The sequence below is a fragment of the Ruegeria marina genome (genome assembly GCF_900101475.1).
GTDB lineage: Bacteria > Pseudomonadota > Alphaproteobacteria > Rhodobacterales > Rhodobacteraceae > Ruegeria_B > Ruegeria_B marina.
In genome coordinates, this window is record NZ_FMZV01000005.1 from 192,348 (window position 1) to 209,865 (window position 17,518).

Below are 17,518 nucleotides of genomic sequence, written 5' to 3' on the forward strand. Positions count from 1 at the left end.
CTGTCGCCCGGCAATCCGGACGCCCCGGAAAACCCGGGGCACAGGTAGGGGCTCTGCCCCCGTCGCATTAACCATACAGTCCGAACCGTCAGCGATGAGACAGCACTCTTGGACACAGCAAAGCCAATCGTTTCACAAGATGACAAGGAAATCGGGGTCGGTGCCGGGGATCCGGCCGGGGCGGCGGCTCTGGTGGCGCCCTTGGAGGCGGCTCCGCAAGCGGATGCTGCGCCCGCCGGGGCGGCGAGGCACCGGTCGGCGTGGATAGGCCGGGTTGTGCTTCCGACGCCCGAGAACGTGCGCCATGCGTTCGAAAGCGGTCGGTATCCCTATGCGCGCAAGTTGGCGCTCCGGCCTTACGAGGCGGAAAAGGCACGTTTGCAGGCGGAACTGCTGAAAGCACAGCTTTGGGCGCAGGAGACCGGCGAGCGGATCGTGCTGCTGTTCGAGGGACGCGACGCCGCCGGCAAGGGTGGCATCTCAACCGGTTCATGGATCACCTGGACCCGCGCCAGGCCCGCGTTGTCACCCTCAACAAGCCCACCCGGGAAGAAAAGGGCCAGTGGTATTTCCAGCTCTATGTGCAGGCGCTGCCCATGGTGGGTGAAATGGTGTTTTATGACCGCTCCTGGTACAATCGGGCGGGTGTCGAGCGGGTGATGGGGTTCTGCACGCCGAACGAATATCTGGAATTCATGCGCCAGACGCCGGAACTGGAGCGGATGCTGGTGCGCTCGGGCATCCGGCTTTACAAGTACTGGTTCTCGGTCACGCAGGAGGAACAGCAGCGCCGGTTCACCGCGCGCGAGACCGATCCGCTGAAACAGTGGAAATTGTCGCCGATCGACAAGGCGAGCCTGGACAAGTGGGACGATTATACCGAGGCCAAGGAGGCGATGTTCTTTTACGCCGACACCGCCGATGCGCCCTGGACCATCATCAAGTCCAACGACAAGAAGCGCGCGCGCCTGAACTGCATGCGGCATTTCCTGTCGACCATCGACTATCCCGGCAAGGACTTGGAGGTGGTGGGCGGACCCGATCCGCTGATCGTGGGCCGCGCGCATCACGTGATCCAAAATTCCGAGCATATCCTGTGCACCGCCCTGCATCCCGACCAGCGGGCCAAGCAGGACTGAGGTCAGTCACCGCCGCCTGCGGCAAGCGCGCGCTGGAAGGCCGGGCGCGCCCGCATCGTGGCGGCGAACTCTGCAAGCCGGGGAAACTCGGCCGCGCGGCCCAGCCGCGCCATTACACCTGCCGGAAAGCTTAGCAAGATGTCGGCGGCGCTGAGCCCATCCAGCACGAAATGGCCCGAGGGGCGCAGGCTGTCTTCCATGAAGCTGAAATGGCTGGTCAGTTCCGACTGGATGCGCGGATGCAGCGGCGCGCCCGCCTCGCCCAATAGGCCGACATAGAGGTTCAAGAGGATCGGCGTCATCACCGAACCTTCGGCGAAATGCATCAGTTCAAGGTGTTCGGCCCAGGCGGGGCTGTCCTGCGGCGGCATCATCTGGGGCGCGTGGCGGGTGCAGAGGTAATCGACGATGGCGCCTGATTCCGCCAGCCGGATACCGTCGGTCTCGATCACCGGCGATTTGCCCAGCGGGTGGATGGCGCGCAGTTCGGGCGGGGCGAGGCGGGTCTTGGGGTCGCGCTCATAACGGACGACCTCGTAGGGCAGGCCCAGCTCCTCGAGCAGCCAAAGGATGCGCAGCGAGCGGGATTGGGCAAGGTGGTGGACGGTGATCATCGGGCAGTCTCCGGTTGGGGCATCCAGTTCAGGATGGCGGCGGCGACCCGGTCGGGCGCCTGATGGCACAGCCAGTGGTCGGTGCCGGGGATGGTGATGCGGGTCAGGTCTGGGGCGAACTCCTCCAGCCCCTCGGTCGCCTCGGGCAGGAGCGCGCGGTCGTCCGGCCCCCAGATCAGCAGATGCGGGCAGCGCACGCGTAGCCGGTCGAGCGGCAGGGCGGGCAGATCGGTACGGGGCTGGCCGGGGGCGGCGATCACCAGCGGCGAGGCGCGGTACCAGTTCAGCATCGCCTCGAGCCGTCCGGGCCGCGCCCATTCGGCCTTGTACGCGGCCAGCCGCTCGGGGCTGAGCCAAGCGTGGCCGCCCATATGGCGGGTGAAGAAATCGGTGAGCGCGGCATAGTCATTGGCGGCGAAGTGTTGCGCGGCCTCGGGCGCGCGCAGGGCGTTCATGTATTGCGAGGCCGCCGATTGCGCGCCGCCCGCCGCCAGCGCCCGCTGGAACGGCACCGGGTGTACGCCATTGGCGATGATCAGGTGGTCGACCAGCTCGGGGCGGAACATGGCCAGACCATAGGCCACTGCCGCGCCCCAGTCGTGCCCGAGCACGGTGAGCGGCGCGCCGAGGGTTTCGGCCAATGCGGCCATGTCTGCAACCAGGTGCGAGGCGGCGTAGTGCTTGACCCCCTCTGGCGCCCAGCTCTGGCCATAGCCGCGCTGGTCAGGGGCGATGCAGTGGAACCGGTGGGCGAGATGCGGGGCGAGGTCGGCCCAGGCGCCGCCGTATTCGGGAAAGCCGTGCAGCATCAGGAGCGGCGGCAGCGCCGGGTCGCCCCAGCGGCGGAGAAAGAAGCCTTGGCCGTTGAGCGATACGGTTTCGGTCTGCATGGCGCGCTCCGGGATCTGACCGGTACAGTCAAGCAGGTTGCGGGCTGTCGGGAAAGGTGTGGCGTTCAGTGACCCTTCGTCAGCGTCTCGAATGTGAGGGCGCGGGCGGAACCTGGGGCGAAACCGGCGAAGGTGTCGTCAAGATAGACTTGCATGGTCTTGTCGCGCTTCAGATGCAGCGACAGGAAGGCAGCAGCAAAATGCTGGGCGATATTGTTCATGCGCACCGTGTCCCACACCGGATCGGCGTAATGTTCGAACGGGATGAAGTCGAGCGCGGGGGATGCGCCCCAGCTCTCGGCCGGGGCGGGGATGGGGGCGGCGGCGTTGTGGCTGGCGCCCTGGAAGGTGAGCAGGTGGCGGGTGGTGCCGGTGCTCTGCGCGAACAGGCCGCGCATGGCGGTATAATCCGAGACCTCGTCAAGGCTGCCGGCAATGATCATCAGCGGTTTGGCCAGTTGGGCAAGGCCGGTGGTATCCCAGATGCCCCGGTGATTGCCCCAGGGGCCGATCGCGATGGCTGCGCGCACACGCGGGTCGATCAGGGCCGCGTGGGTTTCCGAGCCGGAGATGTGGCGGGACAACAGACCGGCGGGCGGTGCGAAATCGGCGCTGGCGGCGGCGGGTGTGACGCCGGCACCGGCAAAGACCAGCGCGCCGTAACCGCCCATGGAATAGCCGATGACGCCGGTGCGGTCGGTGTCGGCCTGCGGCACGGTTGCGGCGACATGGTCGATCACGGCGCGCTGGTCGAGCGGGCGGTGATAGAGCGTCGCGCCGAACGCGCCCTGATCGGCATAGGTGCTGTCGGCATGGTCGGGGGCGGCAGTGACAAAGCCGCGCGAGGCCAGCGTTTCGCCCAAGTGCGACAGCAGGAACCGGTTGCCGGGATAGCCGTGCGAGATCACCACCAGCGGAAAGCGGCCCTGCGCGGGGGCGGCATCGTGCGCGGCGCGGCCAAAGAGACGTGTGGTCGTCCGGCCGTCGCGGATCAGCGTGTCGTACGAGCCGCCCGGTGCGGTGCCGGGGGTGGCGGGATACCAGAGCTCGACCGTCATCGGCCGGTCGTAGAGGCGCTGGCTGTCCTTGGTGGCGCGGGCGACATCGATCTGGCCCGCGATCTCGAAGGTGAGCGTGCGCACGCCTACGGGAAACGGACCGTATCCGGCCTGTTCGGGGGCATCGGGGCGGACGGTGTCGATCCGGTTCTGGCTGTGAGACATGGGTCAGTCCGCGAGCAGGGCAGTCAATGCCGTCTGAAAGGGTTTCAGGCGGTCGAAGTCGCGGACAAGTTGCGCCATTGGGTCGGTCATCCCGGCATCGTGATCGAACCAGAGGGTGAGCGATTTGCGCCGGGCAAGATCCGAAAGAGGGTCATTCGCCTTGACCGGCGGCGCGGGGCGTTTGAGTTCGGGCTCGGAGAGACGCGCGCCCTGTGCGGCCAGCGCGTCGGTCTCGGCTTGCAGCGCGGGGCCGAGGCGGGGCAGGCGGTCGCGATAGCGGGCAAGGGAGGGGGCGTCGAAACGCATCCGCCCGCCGCCCGAAGCGACGTAGTCCGGCGAAATGCCGAAGAAATACTGCGCGCCGTCCGACGTGGTCCACAACAGGTGCAGATGGGTCGTGTAGGGCGTCTTGTCCCTGGAGAATCGCACGTTGCGCTGGGGGCGGAAGAGTTTCGTCGCGGTGCCGGTGCCGAGATGGGCCGCCATCCGGTCGAGCAGGATCCGGGCAGGGACCTTTAGCCCCGCGTGATAGCGCGCCTTGTGGATGGTGAACCAGTCGCGGCTGTTGTTGGCGTCAAGCTCAGTCAGAAAGGCGCGTGCCTCGGGGATCAGTCGGTCAAGGGGGTCGGACATGGGAGCCTCCGTCTGGGGCAAGCCTAGCACGGGCAGGGTCATCGGAAAGAGGAAAGATCGCGCTTGCCCTTGCCGCAGGCGCCACCTAAGCCTGACCGGATGACGCAGAGCATGACATATGGCGGCCATGCCCGCGCGATTGCCATCCTGGGCCTGCCGCTGATTGGCGGGCACCTGGCGCAATTCGCCATCGGCCTGACCGACACGGTCATGCTGGGCTGGTACGGGGTCGAGGCGCTGGCGGCGGTGACGCTGGGCAGCAGCTATTTCTTCGTGCTGTTCCTGATGGGTGCAGGGTTCGGCTGGGCGGTGATGCCGATGGTGGCGGCTGCTGCCGCCGAACGGGACGAGACCAGCATCCGGCGGGCGACGCGCATGGGACTCTGGGCCTCGCTGATCTTTGCGGCGCTGGCGATGCCCCTGCTGATCTGGTCCGAGCCGATCCTGCTGGCGCTGGGGCAGGAGGTGGAGATTGCCGCGCTGGCGGCGGATTACCTGCGGGTGGCCGGCTGGGGCATGGTGCCGGCACTGATGGTGATGGTGCTGAAATCCTATCTGGCGGCGCTGGAGCGGACGCAGGTCGTGTTCTGGATCACCGTGCTGTCGGTGCTGGCCAATGCGGCGGCGAACTATGCGCTGATCTTCGGCAACTGGGGGGCACCGGAACTGGGGATAACCGGTGCGGCCATTGCCTCGATCAGCACTCAGATGGTGTCGCTGGTGGCCGTGGTGGCCTATGCGCTGCGGGTGCTGCCGCAACACACGCTGTTCCGCCGGTTCTGGCGGCCGGATACCGAGATGTTCCGGCGGGTGGTGCGACTGGGTGTGCCGATCGCCCTGACCAACCTGGCCGAGGTGAGCCTGTTTTCCGCCTCGGCAGTGATGATGGGCTGGCTGGGGGCGGTGCCGCTGGCGGCGCATGGGATCGCGATTCAGCTGGCCTCGGCCACGTTCATGGTGCACCTGGGCCTGTCGAATGCCGCGACCATCCGCGCCGGCAACGCCTATGGCCGGCGTGACCGGGCGGGCATGGCGCGCGGCGGCAAGGTAGTGATCGCGATGTCGCTGATGATGTCGGTGGCGACGATCACGCTGTTTCTGACCTGCGCCGAACCGCTGATCTCGCTCTTCATGGAGCCGGACGACCCCAACCGGCCCGAGATCCTGGCGATCGGCACGGTACTTCTGGCGATGGCGGCGCTGTTCCAGCTGGTTGACGGGGCGCAGGTGATGGCGCTGGGCCTGTTGCGCGGGGTGCAGGACACCACCGTGCCGATGGTGATGGCGGCGGTGAGCTACTGGGTTGTGGGCATGCCGGCGTCCTATGTGCTGGGCTTTGTCTGGGAATGGGAGGGTATCGGGGTCTGGGCTGGGCTGGTGCTGGGACTGGCCTGTGCCGGAACGCTGCTGATGGCGCGGTTCTGGGGCAAGTCGATCCGCAGGGTGGGTTGAGGCGAGGTCGACTGCCGCCGCTCTGATCTGACCGGGCGGGTCAGGCGGTCGCCAGCGCCACCACGCCGACGAGGATCAGGCTGGCGCCCCAGACCCTTTCCAGGTCGAACCAGCCGCGGGTGAGGAACTTCAATCCGAGCCAGCGGTAGACGCCCCAGGCGACCGCGCCACCGGCGCCGATCATCGCCGCGGTATGGACCAGCGCAACGCCAAGCGCCATGAACAGGCTGCTCGACATAAGCGCCTCGGCCGCCCGGTGGGCAGTGTCGAGCTCTTCGGTCCGGCACAGGCCCAGATAGATCGGCACCAGCATCAGCGCGGCGCCATGGGCCAGCGCGACGAGAAACGACCAGAGCACCAGCCGCGTGGGTTTGACCCGCGCCAGAAAGCGCGGATGGCGTTTCGTCACGAGTATCCATGCCCCCAGAACAATGACGGCGATCCCGGCGGCAAGCCTGATCTCGCGCTGCCAGTCGATCAGCACGGTCATCACCGCGAAGGGCAGGAGAATGACGATCACCGCGGCCAGATGCCCGGCGGCCAGCGCACCAAGCGCGCGCCACAGCGCCCCGGCGCGCCGTTCCATCAGTGCGGCGGACACCGCAAGCGGCCAGCCCATGCCGGGGTTGAGGCCGTGATAGAGCCCGCTTGCCACCACGGCGAGCCAGAGGCCCGCCGTGGTGCTGTAGATATCTGCCAAGGATCAGACCGAGGGGTAGCAGAAACTGTCAGTCGAACAGTCGCCGCCCTCCAGCCGGATCTGGTGGCTGCGGTAGCCCTTCGGGAATTCGACGAAGAAGGTCTTGTCGAGTGTAAGCCCGCCATTTGCGCCCACGTCGGCCTTGACCATCGCGCCGCCGCGTTCCCCCGGATAGAACTGCTCGTCCCAGGTCGAATAGAGCGAGTTGGTCCAGTAGACCCGCTTGCCGTCGCGGCTGACCTCGACCATCTGCGGGCCATAGCCGAAGTCCTTGCCGTTCGGGTGCTGCGTCTTCTTGACGATGCCGCCGATCTCGACCTTGCCGGCCAGTTTCGGGTTCATCGGGTCTGACACGTCGTATTGATGCATCTCGCCGGTACCCCAGCAAGAGACGTAGAGGTACTTGTCATCGAGGCTCAGGTCGATATCCGTCACTAGCGGTGGCACTGCCGAGAACCCCTTGAGCAGCTCGGGCAGATCGTCGGGGTTGGCGGGCTGGGGCGGAATGGTGACGGTCTTTTTCGCATGCCAGGTGCCGTTCTCGCGCCACCAGGTCCAGATCGAGCCTTCGAGGTTGGTGGTGTCCACCACGACACCGCAGAATCCGTATTCCTTGACCGGATCGTGGGCGGGGCGGATTTCCAGCGCCATCTGGTGATTTTCGCCCAGGTCGATGGTCTGGATGTTCTTGCGCTCGCGCAGGTTCCAGAAATGGATGCGGTGGCCGTATTTGTTGGACAGAAGATCCTCGGGGACGAGGCCGTTCTCGAACTGCGGCGGCAGGCCCCATTCCGAACTGACCATGTAGTCGCGCGGCAGGTTCCACCAGAAATCGTATTGCTTGTCCTGCGAACCGCGGTCGATCTCGTAGCGGCCGATGACATCGAAGGTTTCGCAATCCATGATGAAGATGCCCGGAGGGCCGTCGGTGCCATCCTTGCCGCCGCCGCCCAGCGTCGAGACATAGATGCCTTCGGGTCCGCAATGGATCGTATGCGGGCGGGAATATCCGGTCTTGGCAAAGACTTCCTCGGGTTCGATGATCTTGTGGATCTTGGCCTTCAGCGGTTCTTTCACGTCGACCACATAGATGCGGGACGAGCGGATGCCGGGAATGATCAGGTAGCGCCGTTCGAGAAAGGCATGCCCGGTCAGGGGCGACAGCGCCGAGGAGCAGGCGTTCCAGCCGAAATGGTGAAACTCGTCGCCCTTGTTGGGCATGATCACCTGATGCAGGATCTGGCCGAAGGTGCCGGAGCCCGGATCGACATCGACGACCGCGAGGCCATCGGGCTGCGATGCGTCGGGGCTGAGCATCAGCGTGAAAGCCAGGGTTTCGGCCGGGGCCTGCATGGCCAGCTTTGGCGATGGATGAAAGGTCGGGTCTGGTCTGAGATTCACGGCAATTCCTCCTCAAATTACGCGCTGAGAGTTGCAAGTTCCGGTGGTCTGATCCTTTCGGTCGTCCTTTGTCCTGTAAGTAAGTTTTTTGGTCATCGTTTCGCTTTGGGCGCGGGCCGCCGGTCGTCTGCGGCACTCATGACACCTCATCCTCGGTCAAATGGGATGCAAATTCCAGTCCGAATGCCGGACGGCGCGCAGGTGGTGGCCGGATTTTTGCAATTTTCCCGGATGTTCCGGGTGCGGCGGTTGGCAAACGGGGCAACCGCGCCATCGGCTGAACGCGGCCTACCCGTTGGAGCCAGCCCCGCCGTAATTCGGGGACCGGGGTGAGCAACAGGCGGGTATGGGGGGAGGAGGGCTGACCACGGCAAATGCGGGAGTTTTGCCGACCATCCGGCCGTCATGGAGCGCCGCCACGTCCCCGGTCAAGGCCTGACATGGTGGACATGACCGCCCTTGCAGCGCTCGGGCTTGCCCGCAGGGAGGTCAGGATGCACCGAAGACGGAGGGCGGCGGCTAGCGCCCCAACCGTTCCAGCAGGCGGCAATAGGCGGTCTGGCCGCGGCGGAAATTCTCCAGCCGGAAGAACTCGTTGGGGGCGTGCAGGTTCTCGTCGGCGATGGAAAAGCCGAACATGACCCCGTGCACGCCGAGGGCGCGCAGAAACAGTGTCATGATCGGGATCGAGCCGCCGACGCGGGTGATGTAGGGGGCGGCGCCGTAGACCTCGCGCAGCACCTCGCCCGCCGCCTGGGTGGCATTGTGGCCGCGAGGCACCAGGAAGGGATCGGCATCGCCTGCCAGATGCTCGATGCGCGCGGTCACGCCGGGCGGGGTATGGGCCGCGACATGGGCGGCGATCAGCTCGGCGATGCGCTCGGGGCGTTGGTTGGCCACCAGCCGGCAGGTGATCTTGGCGCTGGCGCGGGCGGGCAGCACGGTCTTGCTGCCAGCGCCCTGGTAGCCGCCGGTCAGCCCGTTCAGCTCCAGCGTGGGCCGGGCCCAGAGCCGTTCGCGCACGGTGTAGCCTGCTTCGCCGAACGCCTCGGGCACGCCCAGTTCGGCGCAATATTCGGCCTCGTCAAAGGGAACGCGGGCGATCTCCTGTTTATCCTCCACCGTCAGCTCGACCACGTCGTCGTAGAAGCCGTCGATCGTGATCCGGCCGGTCTGCGCGTCCTTCATCGAGGCGAGGATCTGGCTGAGTGCCATCAGCGGGTTGTTGATACCGCCGCCATGCAGGCCGGAATGCTGGTCTGCCTGCGCGCCCTCGACGATCAGTTCGACGCCGACCAGCCCCTTGAGCCCCATCACCAGCTGCGCCTCGTTCGCCGTCCATTGCAGGCCGTCGGCCGAGAAGATCATGTCGCAGGAGAGCCGCCGCGCCTCGGCCTCGATAAACGGCGGCATGTCGGGCGAGCCGATTTCCTCCTGACCCTCGAACAGGAACTTGACGTTGACGGGCAGGCGGCCGGTGGTGGCCAGCAGCGCCTCGGCGGCGAGGATGGGGATGAACATGCCGCCCTTGTCGTCCGAGGCGCCGCGCCCCCAGACGCGACCCTCGCGGATCTCGGGCTGGAAAGGCGGGCTGTGCCAGAGGTCGAAGGGTTCGGCGGGCTGCACGTCGAAATGGCCGTAGATCAGCACCGTCGGCTTGTCCGGCCCGGCATGCAGCCAGTCGCCGTAAACCGCCGGGTGACCGGTGGTGGGCAGAACGGCGGTGTTCTCGATCCCTGCCTTGCGCAGGCGCGCGGCGACCCATTCGGCGGCGCGTTCGACATCACCCATGTGGTCTGGCTTGGCCGAGACCGAGGGGATGGCGACAAAGTCCAGAAGCTCCTGTTCGAAGCGGGTTTGGTTCGTGTCGAGATAATCCTGCCAGCCCATGTCCTGCCTCCCCATGCAAGCCTGCGGTGACAGTACGGCATTCCCCGGGTCTGGCAAGCCCGGCGGTCAGCCCTTGGCCAGGCGGTCGGCCTTCTTTCGCACCAGCACCGAGCGCAGGTCGTGCATGGCCAGAAGCAGCGAGTCGGTGACCTCCTCCAGTTGGTCGTCGGTGGCCTTGGACTGGACCCAATGGGTGGTCAGGTTTAGGTAGTCCACCGCGCGGAGGATGTCGTCGATGTCGCGGCGGGCCAGCAGCTCGGTCCGGTCGGCCATCCAGCGCTTGATCGCCTTCATGTCCTCGGGCGTGAGGTCGCGGCCACCATGGGGTTTCACTTCGCCGTTCTTGATGTTGACGATGGCGATCTGGTCCATCTCGATCCGGCGCTGGCGGTTCTCGGTATCGACGCGAAACACGAAGGCGCCGTTTTCGCGGATCCGGAAATAGTAGTCTGGCAGCTCGGCGCCCATGCGCGGCCTCTCCTTGTCGTTGCCGTTCAGACCAGCGATGCGCAGAAGCGCTGGATGCGGGCGCAGGCCTCGGTCAGGGCCGCGTCCGAGGCAGCGTAGCTGACGCGGAAGTTCGGTGAAAGCCCGAAGGCGGCGCCGAAGACGACGGCGACATCGGCCTCTTGCAGCAGGGCGGTGCAGAAGGTCTCGTCGCTGTCGATCAGGGTGCCGGCCGGCGTGGTCCTGCCGATCAGCCCGGCCATCGAGGGATAGACATAGAACGCGCCCTCGGGCGTCGGGCAGTCGATGCCGTCGATGGCGTTCAGCATCGAGACCACGAGGTCGCGGCGGCGCTTGAACAGCGCGGCATTGGGGGCCAGGAAGTCTTGCGTGCCGTTCAGCGCCTCGACCGCCGCCCATTGGCTGATGGTGCAGGGGTTCGAGGTGGATTGCGACTGGACCTTGCGCATGGCGGCGATCAGTTCGACGGGACCGGCGGCATAGCCGATGCGCCAGCCGGTCATGGCATAGGCCTTGGACACGCCGTTGCAGGTGAGCGTGCGGTCGTAGAGCCCCGGTTCCACCTGGGCGGGGGTGCAGAACTCGAAGCCGTCATAGGCCAGGTGTTCGTACATGTCGTCGGTCATCACCCAGACATGGGGGTGGCGCGTCAGCACATCGGTCAGCGCCTTGAGCTCGGCCCGGCTGTAGCCCGCGCCGGTGGGGTTCGAGGGCGAGTTGAAGATGAACCACTTGGTGTTGGGCGTGATCGCGGCCTCGAGCTGTTCCGCGGTCAGCTTGAACCGGGTGTCGAGCGAGGTTTCGACCACCACGGGCGTGCCGCCCGCGAGCAGCACCATATCGGGGTAGCTGACCCAATAGGGGGCGGGGATGATCACCTCGTCGCCGGGGTTCAGCGTTGCCACGAAGGCGTTGTAGAGCGTCTGCTTGCCTCCGGTGCCGACCGAGACCTGCGCGGGCGTGTAATCGAGCCCGTGGTCGCGTTTCATCTTGGCGCAGACGGCCTGCTTCAGCTCGATGATGCCGTCGGGGGCAGTATATTTGGTCTTGCCTGCGGCGATGGCGGCGACGGCTGCGTCCTTGATGTTCTGCGGCGTGTCGAAATCGGGCTCGCCGGCGCTGAGACCGATGATGTCGCGCCCGGCGGCCTTGAGTTCGGCCGCCCTGGCGGTCATGGCGACAGTGGGCGAGGGTTTGACGCGGGACAATGTCGCAGACAGGAAATGCATGGTCGGCCTCGGTTTGAATGTTGGGCCGGACTGTCATAGGGTGCGCCCGTGCGGCGATCAAGCACATGGATGACCGGAAGGAGCAGGGTGATGACAGACACGATTGACTACTACGGGCCGGATGCGGCGACCTTTGGTGACCGGATGGCCGCGGCGCGCGAGGCGGCGGACATGACGCAGGCGCAACTGGCCCGGAGGCTGGGGGTCAAGAAATCGACCATTGCAAGCTGGGAAGAGGATCTGGCCGAACCGCGCGCCAACCGTTTGCAGATGCTGGCGGGGATGCTGAACGTGTCGATCATGTGGCTGATCACCGGCGAAGGTCAGGGCATGGACATGGCGGGCGAAGAGGATGACTTCAACCGCGACATGGCGGCGCTGCTGGGCGAACTGCGCGAGCTTCGGACCCAGTTGCAGGGGGCGTCCGGCCGCGTGGCCAAGCTGGAAAAGGCGGTGCGGCGCAAGATGGAGGTTGAAGCGTGACCGAAACCCCTGAAAACCGCATCAAGCGGATGCAGATGCGGTCGATGCGGCGGGGAATCAAGGAGATGGATCTGATCCTGTCGGCCTATGCGGAACGCAATCTGGCCGGCATGGATGCGGCGGCGCTGGATCTGTATGACGCGCTGCTGCACGAAAACGATCAGGACCTGTATCAATGGGTCACGGGCCAGGTCGCGGCACCCGAAGGGTTTCGCGACCTGATCCACGACATCTCGCAAACGTTTCAAAAATAACACAGATTTCGACTTAACTGAATCTTTGGCTTTTCTGCCCAGTCTGTTTTTCAGGCACGGGCGAGTCGGAGAGACGGATGAGTATGGAAATGCAGGTTGGGCAGGCCGGCGGAAAAGGGTTCATGGCGGGGTACCTGGAGGCGCTGTCGCTGGTCGAGCGATTGCACAGGTTGCTGCTCGATGTGATCAAGGACGAGTTCGAAAGGGTCGGCGTGCTGGAGATCAACGCCGTGCAGGCGCTCTTGTTGTTCAACATCGGCGACAACGAGGTGACGGCGGGCGAGTTGAAGAGCCGCGGTTACTATCAGGGCAGCAACGTCAGTTACAACCTGAAGAAGCTGGTCGAGATGGGGTACATGCACCACCAGCGCTGCGAGATCGACAGGCGGTCGGTCCGGGTGCGGCTGACACAGCGTGGCCGCGAGATACGCGATATCGTCACCGACCTGTTTCAGCGCCATGCCGAGGGGCTGCAAAGCCGTGGCGTGCTGGGGCCCGAAGGAGTCATGGAGATCACCAGTGCCCTCAAACGGGTGGAACGGTATTGGACCGACCAGATTCGCTACATCTATTGAGCGCGGCCGGAGATTTTCCGGCACACCTGAAACGGATGGCGTTGCCGATCACGAAAGGCCCAAGCGCGGTAGCGCAGCGGCGATAGGTGGCCGAGAAGCTCCAGCGGCGTGGCGAACGGACAGGGGCAAACCTGGCCGGTGCCGGTGTTCCAGGAACGCGGCAGTGTTGTGCCAGCGGGGAGGCAATCAATCGCGGGTTTGTCAGTCGCGCAGAGCTTGCGCGCCACCGTCGGGCAGTGCGGACAGGACCAGGCCCTCGAGTTCGCGCAGCAGTTTGCGCTCCATCGCGCGCTGATAGTCGTCGTATCCCAGCGCAACCTCGACAAAGGCATCGGGGCCGGTCAGAACCCAGGCCTTGTAATATGCGGACAATTCGCCGATCTCGACCTGGCGACGGTCGGTCGCATCCGTGCTGTCGGCGCCGATCACCAGACCGTTGATGGTAATCCCCCGGTTTGACAGAGCCCGACGCATGTCGCGGGGGTGCGGGCCCATGTTGTGCTTGCCGTCGCCCGACAGGTCCAGCGTGCGTTTCCAGCAGTCCGGCTGTTGCCCCAACAGGGCTGCGCCATGCGCCATGGCAGGGCCGATGGCGGTGCCAGGTGGCGCGGGCGCGCGGGTTGTGCCGGCAAGCTGCGCGGCGGTCGCCGCGATATCGCCGGCAGAGCGGATTTCACGCCAGTCCAGGATCAGCCGCTGGTGCCCCGGTTCGCTCCACTCGAACACGGCCAGCCTCAGCGGTGCCGAGGGCATCGCCAGCAGCCTTTCCCGAACGTCCGGCGCCAGCAGGGCGGCGGCCAGCCCGTCGAGTTGCAGTCGGTACTCGGTTGCATCAACCGAACCGGAGACGTCGAGTCCCAGTGCCAGCGCCTGCCGACAGGCGGCCTGCGCCTGCGCGGCGCCGAGGCAGAGGAGAAGTGCGATAAGCCGGATCATGGCAGCGCTATGCCGATGACCATTCCCGAAAGCTCGCGTTCGAGCTTTGCGCGCATGGCGCGTTCGAAATCGGCAAACCCCTGGGCAACCTCGATGAAGGCGCCGGGACCGTGGCGCACGTGGTCAAGAAACCAGGGGATGAGCTGGATCTCGGTCTCGTATTCGGCGCCGTTGATCGGCAGGCCGTTCACGGTTATTCCAGCGAATTCGGCGGTTGCATAGACTTGACTGGGGCCGGGGCCTTCGTTGTTTTCGCCATCTCCCGAGATATCGATGGTGCGGAACAGGCAGTCGGGGCCGCGTGCCATCAGGGCCGCGCCATAGAGAAGGGCATGCCCCATGGCGGTCGGCGCATCGGTGCCGGCGCGCGGGGCGCTGGCCAGGCGGTCTGCCACCCTGTCCAGATCGTCAGGCGCCCGTATCAGCAGCCAATCCATCAGAAGGTGCTGGTCGGCCGGTCCGCTCCATTCGTAGACGGCCAGCGCCACAGGCAGCGGTGCGGCGAAAAAGGCGCGGCGCACCTCGGGTGCGTTAAGGGCCGCAACCAGCCCGCCGCGCTGGAGCGCATGTTCGCGCGCATCGACCGAGCGCGAGACATCCAGCGCCAGCGCCAGCGCAAGGCGGCAGTCGGACGCCGTCGCCTCGACCGGAAACCACGGCAGGGCCGCTGCCCAGAACGCCGCCCGGATCACCAGTGTCCAGTGCTTTCCATGCTGGCCCAGGGCTCTGCCGGCGGCAACGCCTCGCCGTTCTGCAACAACTCGATCGAGATGTTGTCGGGCGAGCGGACAAACGCCATCCGTCCGTCGCGCGGCGGCCGGTTGATCGTGACCCCGTTCTCTTGCAGCATGGCGCACATCTCGTAGATGTTGTCGACACCATAGGCGAGGTGGCCGAAATGCCGGCTGTCGGACGGCAGCCCCTCGTCGCCGTCCCAGTTGTAGGTCAGTTCCAGCGGCGTCTCTTCCTGCCCCGGCGCGGCCAGGTAGACCAGCGTGAACCGGCCCTGTTCGCTCTCATAGCGGCGGATTTCGCGCAGGCCGAGCAGTTCATAGAAGGCCATGGATTTTTCGAGGTCCTTAACGCGGACCATGACGTGCAGATACTTGAGGCTCATGGGCGATCTCCGGATTGGTTTTCCTGCAAGCAACCTAGCAGCCCGCGCCGCCATTGCCAGCGCGGATCAGAACTTCGACTCGATCCCCAGTGAAATCGAGGTTTCACGAATGTCGAAACGTGAGATGTTGGATTGTTTGCGCCCGCTGCGAAGCCGAAGCACGGGCGCGAATCCCGCAATGTCATATTGGTCGAAGGTCAGGTTCAGATCACCGTAGACCGAGGTTTCCTCGCGGCCGTCCTGAACCGGGCCAAAACCGTTGATCGAGGGCAGGAACAGGATGTAGGTGGGATAATCGGTTTGCCCGACGGTCAGGCCCGCACTGATCCGCGCCGGCCCGAGCGATTTTCCGAAGTCGTAGTTAACCCGGGCCGATGCGGCGCGGAACGTGCCGTTGGGCGAGACCGCATCGGTATTGCGCCAGGCCAGGCTGAGGGTGATACGGTCGCCATTGTCCAGCGGGTGCGTGAACAGCGCGTTCAGGCCCAGGATATCGGCCTCTTGGGTGGCAAAGCGTGCGGAAAACCGGGTTTCGAGCAGTGCACCCAACGTCACCCGCCCCTTGCCCATTGCCCGGCTGTACGATGCTTCCAGCCGCGCCAGGTTGTAGCTGCGCTCTCCGGCGGCCCAGCTGGTTCCCCAGACGGCCTGGATCACCGAGATGCCCGCCCCGGTCTTGAACCCGTGTTTCAACCCGATCTCGCCATATGTGTTGGCTAGGTCGGAATTGTTCAGGCCGGGCGCAGCTGCTTTTGCCTCCGAAGACAGGGCTACGCGCTGAACGAAGATCCGCCCGGCAACCGAGGTTTCGGCAGTATCCGAGCGGTGGAACCTGTAGGCGCTGGTCAGGTCGATGATGCCGATTGTCCCGGATAATGCCTGGGCAGAGGGGCTGAGCGAGCCGATCACCGGTTCGCCGTCTATGATCTGTCGCGCGCTGTCGGCGCCGTTGTTCACGTTGTCGGACGGCCGCACTTCGGTTCTGATGCGAAACGACCAGGGATTGATGCGACGCAGGATGCCATAGTCGCGGGCGATCAGCCTGTCGGAGTTGTCGTCCGGCGAATGCAGGGCCGTCAGGCGCAGCCAGTATTGCGCGCGGGTCGGCTGACCGGCGTCCAGCGCATTGCGGGCCGCCATCTGCGCCGCCCGGAACTTGTCGGGTTGGCCTTCGGCAAAGCGATAGGCGCGCGCGGCGGATCGCCGGGCGGCATCGGGCTGTTGCAAGCGCGCATAGGCGCTGGCCTGGAGATAGTGGAGCAGGGGATTGTGCTGGTCGGCCGACAGCAACCCCTCGGACATTTGCAGGGCCAGCGCGGGCCGGTCGTCTCGCAAGGCCCGCAAGGTGATCTCGAAGGCCTGGTCAAGCGTCAACCGCTGAACCGTTTCCGGTTCGGCGGCTGAAACGGGCAGCGCGGCCAGACCGGCGACAAGCGTCGCCGCCATCCAGTTACGGGTTCGGCTGATCACAGAGCGGATCGGCATTCGGGCCACCGCAGACGCCCAGGACGAACGTGCCGTATTCGACTTCGTTTTCGAGCGCACCGACGTGATCCTCGACATGGAGGGCACCCGCCACGACCGAGGCATCCTGGCCACCAAAAAGTCCGGCATACCCGCCGACGTTTCTCAGATCAGGTGTCATTACCTCTCCTGTAAAGGTGCCATTCGAGGTAATCTCGGTTGGCCGCAATGACAGGTCCTCCATCGACAGGCCCGTATCGGCAATCTGGCGGTTGTAGATGATACCATCCACCTGGTTCTGGGTGTCGCCGAAACCGGCGTTGATCAGGACGTTGCCAGTGACCTCGGCCACTTGCCCTGGTATCACAGAGGGGTCCGTCCCCGGAGTGACGGGCAACAGGTCTTCGCCGCTGCCATTTCTGTTGAGGACCCCGATGTAATTGCCGGCGTAAGAGACCACGCCGCCGTTTGGGGTCGTTGCCGGCGGATCGTATGCGCCGTCGCGACCGAACTGGGTGCCCTGGATGACGGTATTGAACTGCCCGCCGCTGCCGATCACGGCGCCATATGTGCCGTCGATTTCGCGCACATAGGCTGTGAAGTGACGCGTCAGCGAGCCGTCCTGGGCGGTATAGGCTTCATAGCCGGGCCGGTCGAGCGCGGGCTTGCGGGTATAGACATCGGTAAAGGCGACATCGTCGAGCCCTGCGCCCCGCACCACCAAGGTCTGGTTGTCCGGATCATAAGAGATGCTGGTAATGTTTCCGGCAATATCCGCGGGAACGACGGGGTTCGCCGGAGTTCCTCCACCGCCATCGGTGCCATCGCCCGTTCCGAAAACAGCGTTTGATCCGCCGCAGGCGGACAGGGCAACACACGTTGCCATCGCAACGAGATAGGGTTTCATCACTGCCTGCCTCTATGTTTCTTTGACTGGTTTTTGGCCGATAGTCCGGGTTCGACTGGTGAAAGTCAATCATTTCAAACAATGTATCGGCGAATGCTTCAGCCAGGGTGCCCAAAAAGCCATACCTTATATCGCGGTTCCAG

At 65.3% G+C, this 17,518-nt stretch carries 18 protein-coding genes and 1 pseudogene; 5 read left to right on the forward strand and 14 right to left on the reverse strand.

Annotated features, from left to right (window positions below):
• Positions 1-264 precede the first annotated feature (264 nt).
• A pseudogene (ppk2, locus tag BLT75_RS09380) lies at positions 265-1,139 on the forward strand (polyphosphate kinase 2).
• A gap of 2 nt (positions 1,140-1,141) precedes the next feature.
• On the opposite strand, the gene BLT75_RS09385 reads toward ppk2, so the two are convergent.
• The 4 genes from BLT75_RS09385 to BLT75_RS09400 all read right to left on the reverse strand — a co-directional run bounded on the left by BLT75_RS09385 (position 1,142) and on the right by BLT75_RS09400 (position 4,499).
• Entirely contained in the window at positions 1,142-1,753 is a 612-nt protein-coding gene (locus tag BLT75_RS09385) for a glutathione S-transferase family protein (RefSeq protein ID WP_093030083.1), read from the reverse strand.
• Positions 1,750-2,643, reverse strand: a complete 894-nt coding sequence (locus tag BLT75_RS09390; protein WP_093030085.1) for an alpha/beta fold hydrolase — start codon at positions 2,641-2,643, stop codon at positions 1,750-1,752. Before BLT75_RS09390 ends, BLT75_RS09385 begins: the two co-directional genes overlap by 4 nt.
• A gap of 65 nt (positions 2,644-2,708) precedes the next feature.
• A complete protein-coding gene (locus tag BLT75_RS09395) occupies positions 2,709-3,866 on the reverse strand; it encodes an alpha/beta hydrolase family protein (protein WP_093030087.1) in 1,158 nt (385 codons plus the stop codon).
• 3 nt (positions 3,867-3,869) lie between these two features.
• Positions 3,870-4,499 (reverse strand): TIGR02453 family protein, encoded by a 630-nt coding sequence (locus tag BLT75_RS09400; RefSeq protein WP_093030089.1) that lies wholly within the window; start codon positions 4,497-4,499, stop codon positions 3,870-3,872.
• 111 nt (positions 4,500-4,610) lie between these two features.
• On the opposite strand from BLT75_RS09400, the gene BLT75_RS09405 reads away from it, so the two are divergent.
• Complete coding sequence (locus BLT75_RS09405) at positions 4,611-5,951, forward strand: MATE family efflux transporter (protein WP_245706447.1); 1,341 nt, start codon at positions 4,611-4,613, stop codon at positions 5,949-5,951.
• Positions 5,952-5,991: 40 nt separating this feature from the next.
• Here BLT75_RS09405 and BLT75_RS09410 read toward each other — a convergent pair whose 3' ends face one another.
• From BLT75_RS09410 to BLT75_RS09430, 5 genes are all read right to left on the reverse strand, one after another.
• Positions 5,992-6,651: a hypothetical protein gene (locus BLT75_RS09410; protein WP_093030093.1), complete on the reverse strand. Its 660-nt coding sequence runs from the start codon at positions 6,649-6,651 to the stop codon at positions 5,992-5,994.
• A 3-nt stretch (positions 6,652-6,654) separates the two neighbouring features.
• Positions 6,655-8,052, reverse strand: coding sequence for a selenium-binding protein SBP56-related protein (locus BLT75_RS09415; protein WP_093030095.1), 1,398 nt, complete (start codon positions 8,050-8,052; stop codon positions 6,655-6,657).
• Positions 8,053-8,571: 519 nt separating this feature from the next.
• Positions 8,572-9,942: a dipeptidase gene (locus BLT75_RS09420; protein ID WP_093030097.1), complete on the reverse strand. Its 1,371-nt coding sequence runs from the start codon at positions 9,940-9,942 to the stop codon at positions 8,572-8,574.
• A 66-nt stretch (positions 9,943-10,008) separates the two neighbouring features.
• Positions 10,009-10,410: a hypothetical protein gene (locus BLT75_RS09425; RefSeq protein ID WP_093030099.1), complete on the reverse strand. Its 402-nt coding sequence runs from the start codon at positions 10,408-10,410 to the stop codon at positions 10,009-10,011.
• Positions 10,411-10,436: 26 nt separating this feature from the next.
• On the reverse strand, positions 10,437-11,639 hold the full coding sequence (locus BLT75_RS09430; RefSeq protein ID WP_093030101.1) for a pyridoxal phosphate-dependent aminotransferase: 1,203 nt from the start codon (positions 11,637-11,639) through the stop codon (positions 10,437-10,439).
• Positions 11,640-11,729: 90 nt separating this feature from the next.
• Between BLT75_RS09430 and BLT75_RS09435 the strand changes: the two genes are divergently transcribed.
• The 3 genes from BLT75_RS09435 to BLT75_RS09445 all read left to right on the forward strand — a co-directional run bounded on the left by BLT75_RS09435 (position 11,730) and on the right by BLT75_RS09445 (position 12,951).
• Positions 11,730-12,122, forward strand: coding sequence for a helix-turn-helix domain-containing protein (locus tag BLT75_RS09435; RefSeq protein ID WP_176827909.1), 393 nt, complete (start codon positions 11,730-11,732; stop codon positions 12,120-12,122).
• Complete coding sequence (locus tag BLT75_RS09440) at positions 12,119-12,376, forward strand: succinate dehydrogenase assembly factor 2 (RefSeq protein WP_093030103.1); 258 nt, start codon at positions 12,119-12,121, stop codon at positions 12,374-12,376. Before BLT75_RS09435 ends, BLT75_RS09440 begins: the two co-directional genes overlap by 4 nt.
• An 83-nt stretch (positions 12,377-12,459) precedes the next feature.
• Complete coding sequence (locus tag BLT75_RS09445; protein ID WP_093030106.1) at positions 12,460-12,951, forward strand: MarR family winged helix-turn-helix transcriptional regulator; 492 nt, start codon at positions 12,460-12,462, stop codon at positions 12,949-12,951.
• Between the two features lie 201 nt (positions 12,952-13,152).
• On the opposite strand, the gene BLT75_RS09450 is transcribed toward BLT75_RS09445, so the two are convergent.
• The 5 genes from BLT75_RS09450 to BLT75_RS09470 form a co-directional block, all read right to left on the reverse strand.
• Positions 13,153-13,887, reverse strand: a complete 735-nt coding sequence (locus BLT75_RS09450) for a DUF1194 domain-containing protein (RefSeq protein WP_093030108.1) — start codon at positions 13,885-13,887, stop codon at positions 13,153-13,155.
• Positions 13,884-14,579 (reverse strand): DUF1194 domain-containing protein, encoded by a 696-nt coding sequence (locus tag BLT75_RS09455; RefSeq protein ID WP_093030110.1) that lies wholly within the window; start codon positions 14,577-14,579, stop codon positions 13,884-13,886. The genes BLT75_RS09450 and BLT75_RS09455 overlap by 4 nt, the downstream gene beginning before the upstream one ends.
• On the reverse strand, positions 14,576-15,004 hold the full coding sequence (locus BLT75_RS09460; protein ID WP_093030112.1) for a VOC family protein: 429 nt from the start codon (positions 15,002-15,004) through the stop codon (positions 14,576-14,578). Before BLT75_RS09460 ends, BLT75_RS09455 begins: the two co-directional genes overlap by 4 nt.
• 66 nt (positions 15,005-15,070) lie before the next feature.
• Positions 15,071-16,489 (reverse strand): hypothetical protein, encoded by a 1,419-nt coding sequence (locus BLT75_RS09465; protein WP_143028539.1) that lies wholly within the window; start codon positions 16,487-16,489, stop codon positions 15,071-15,073.
• A complete protein-coding gene (locus tag BLT75_RS09470) occupies positions 16,455-17,375 on the reverse strand; it encodes a hypothetical protein (RefSeq protein WP_093030116.1) in 921 nt (306 codons plus the stop codon). The genes BLT75_RS09465 and BLT75_RS09470 overlap by 35 nt, the downstream gene beginning before the upstream one ends.
• Positions 17,376-17,518: the final 143 nt, after the last annotated feature.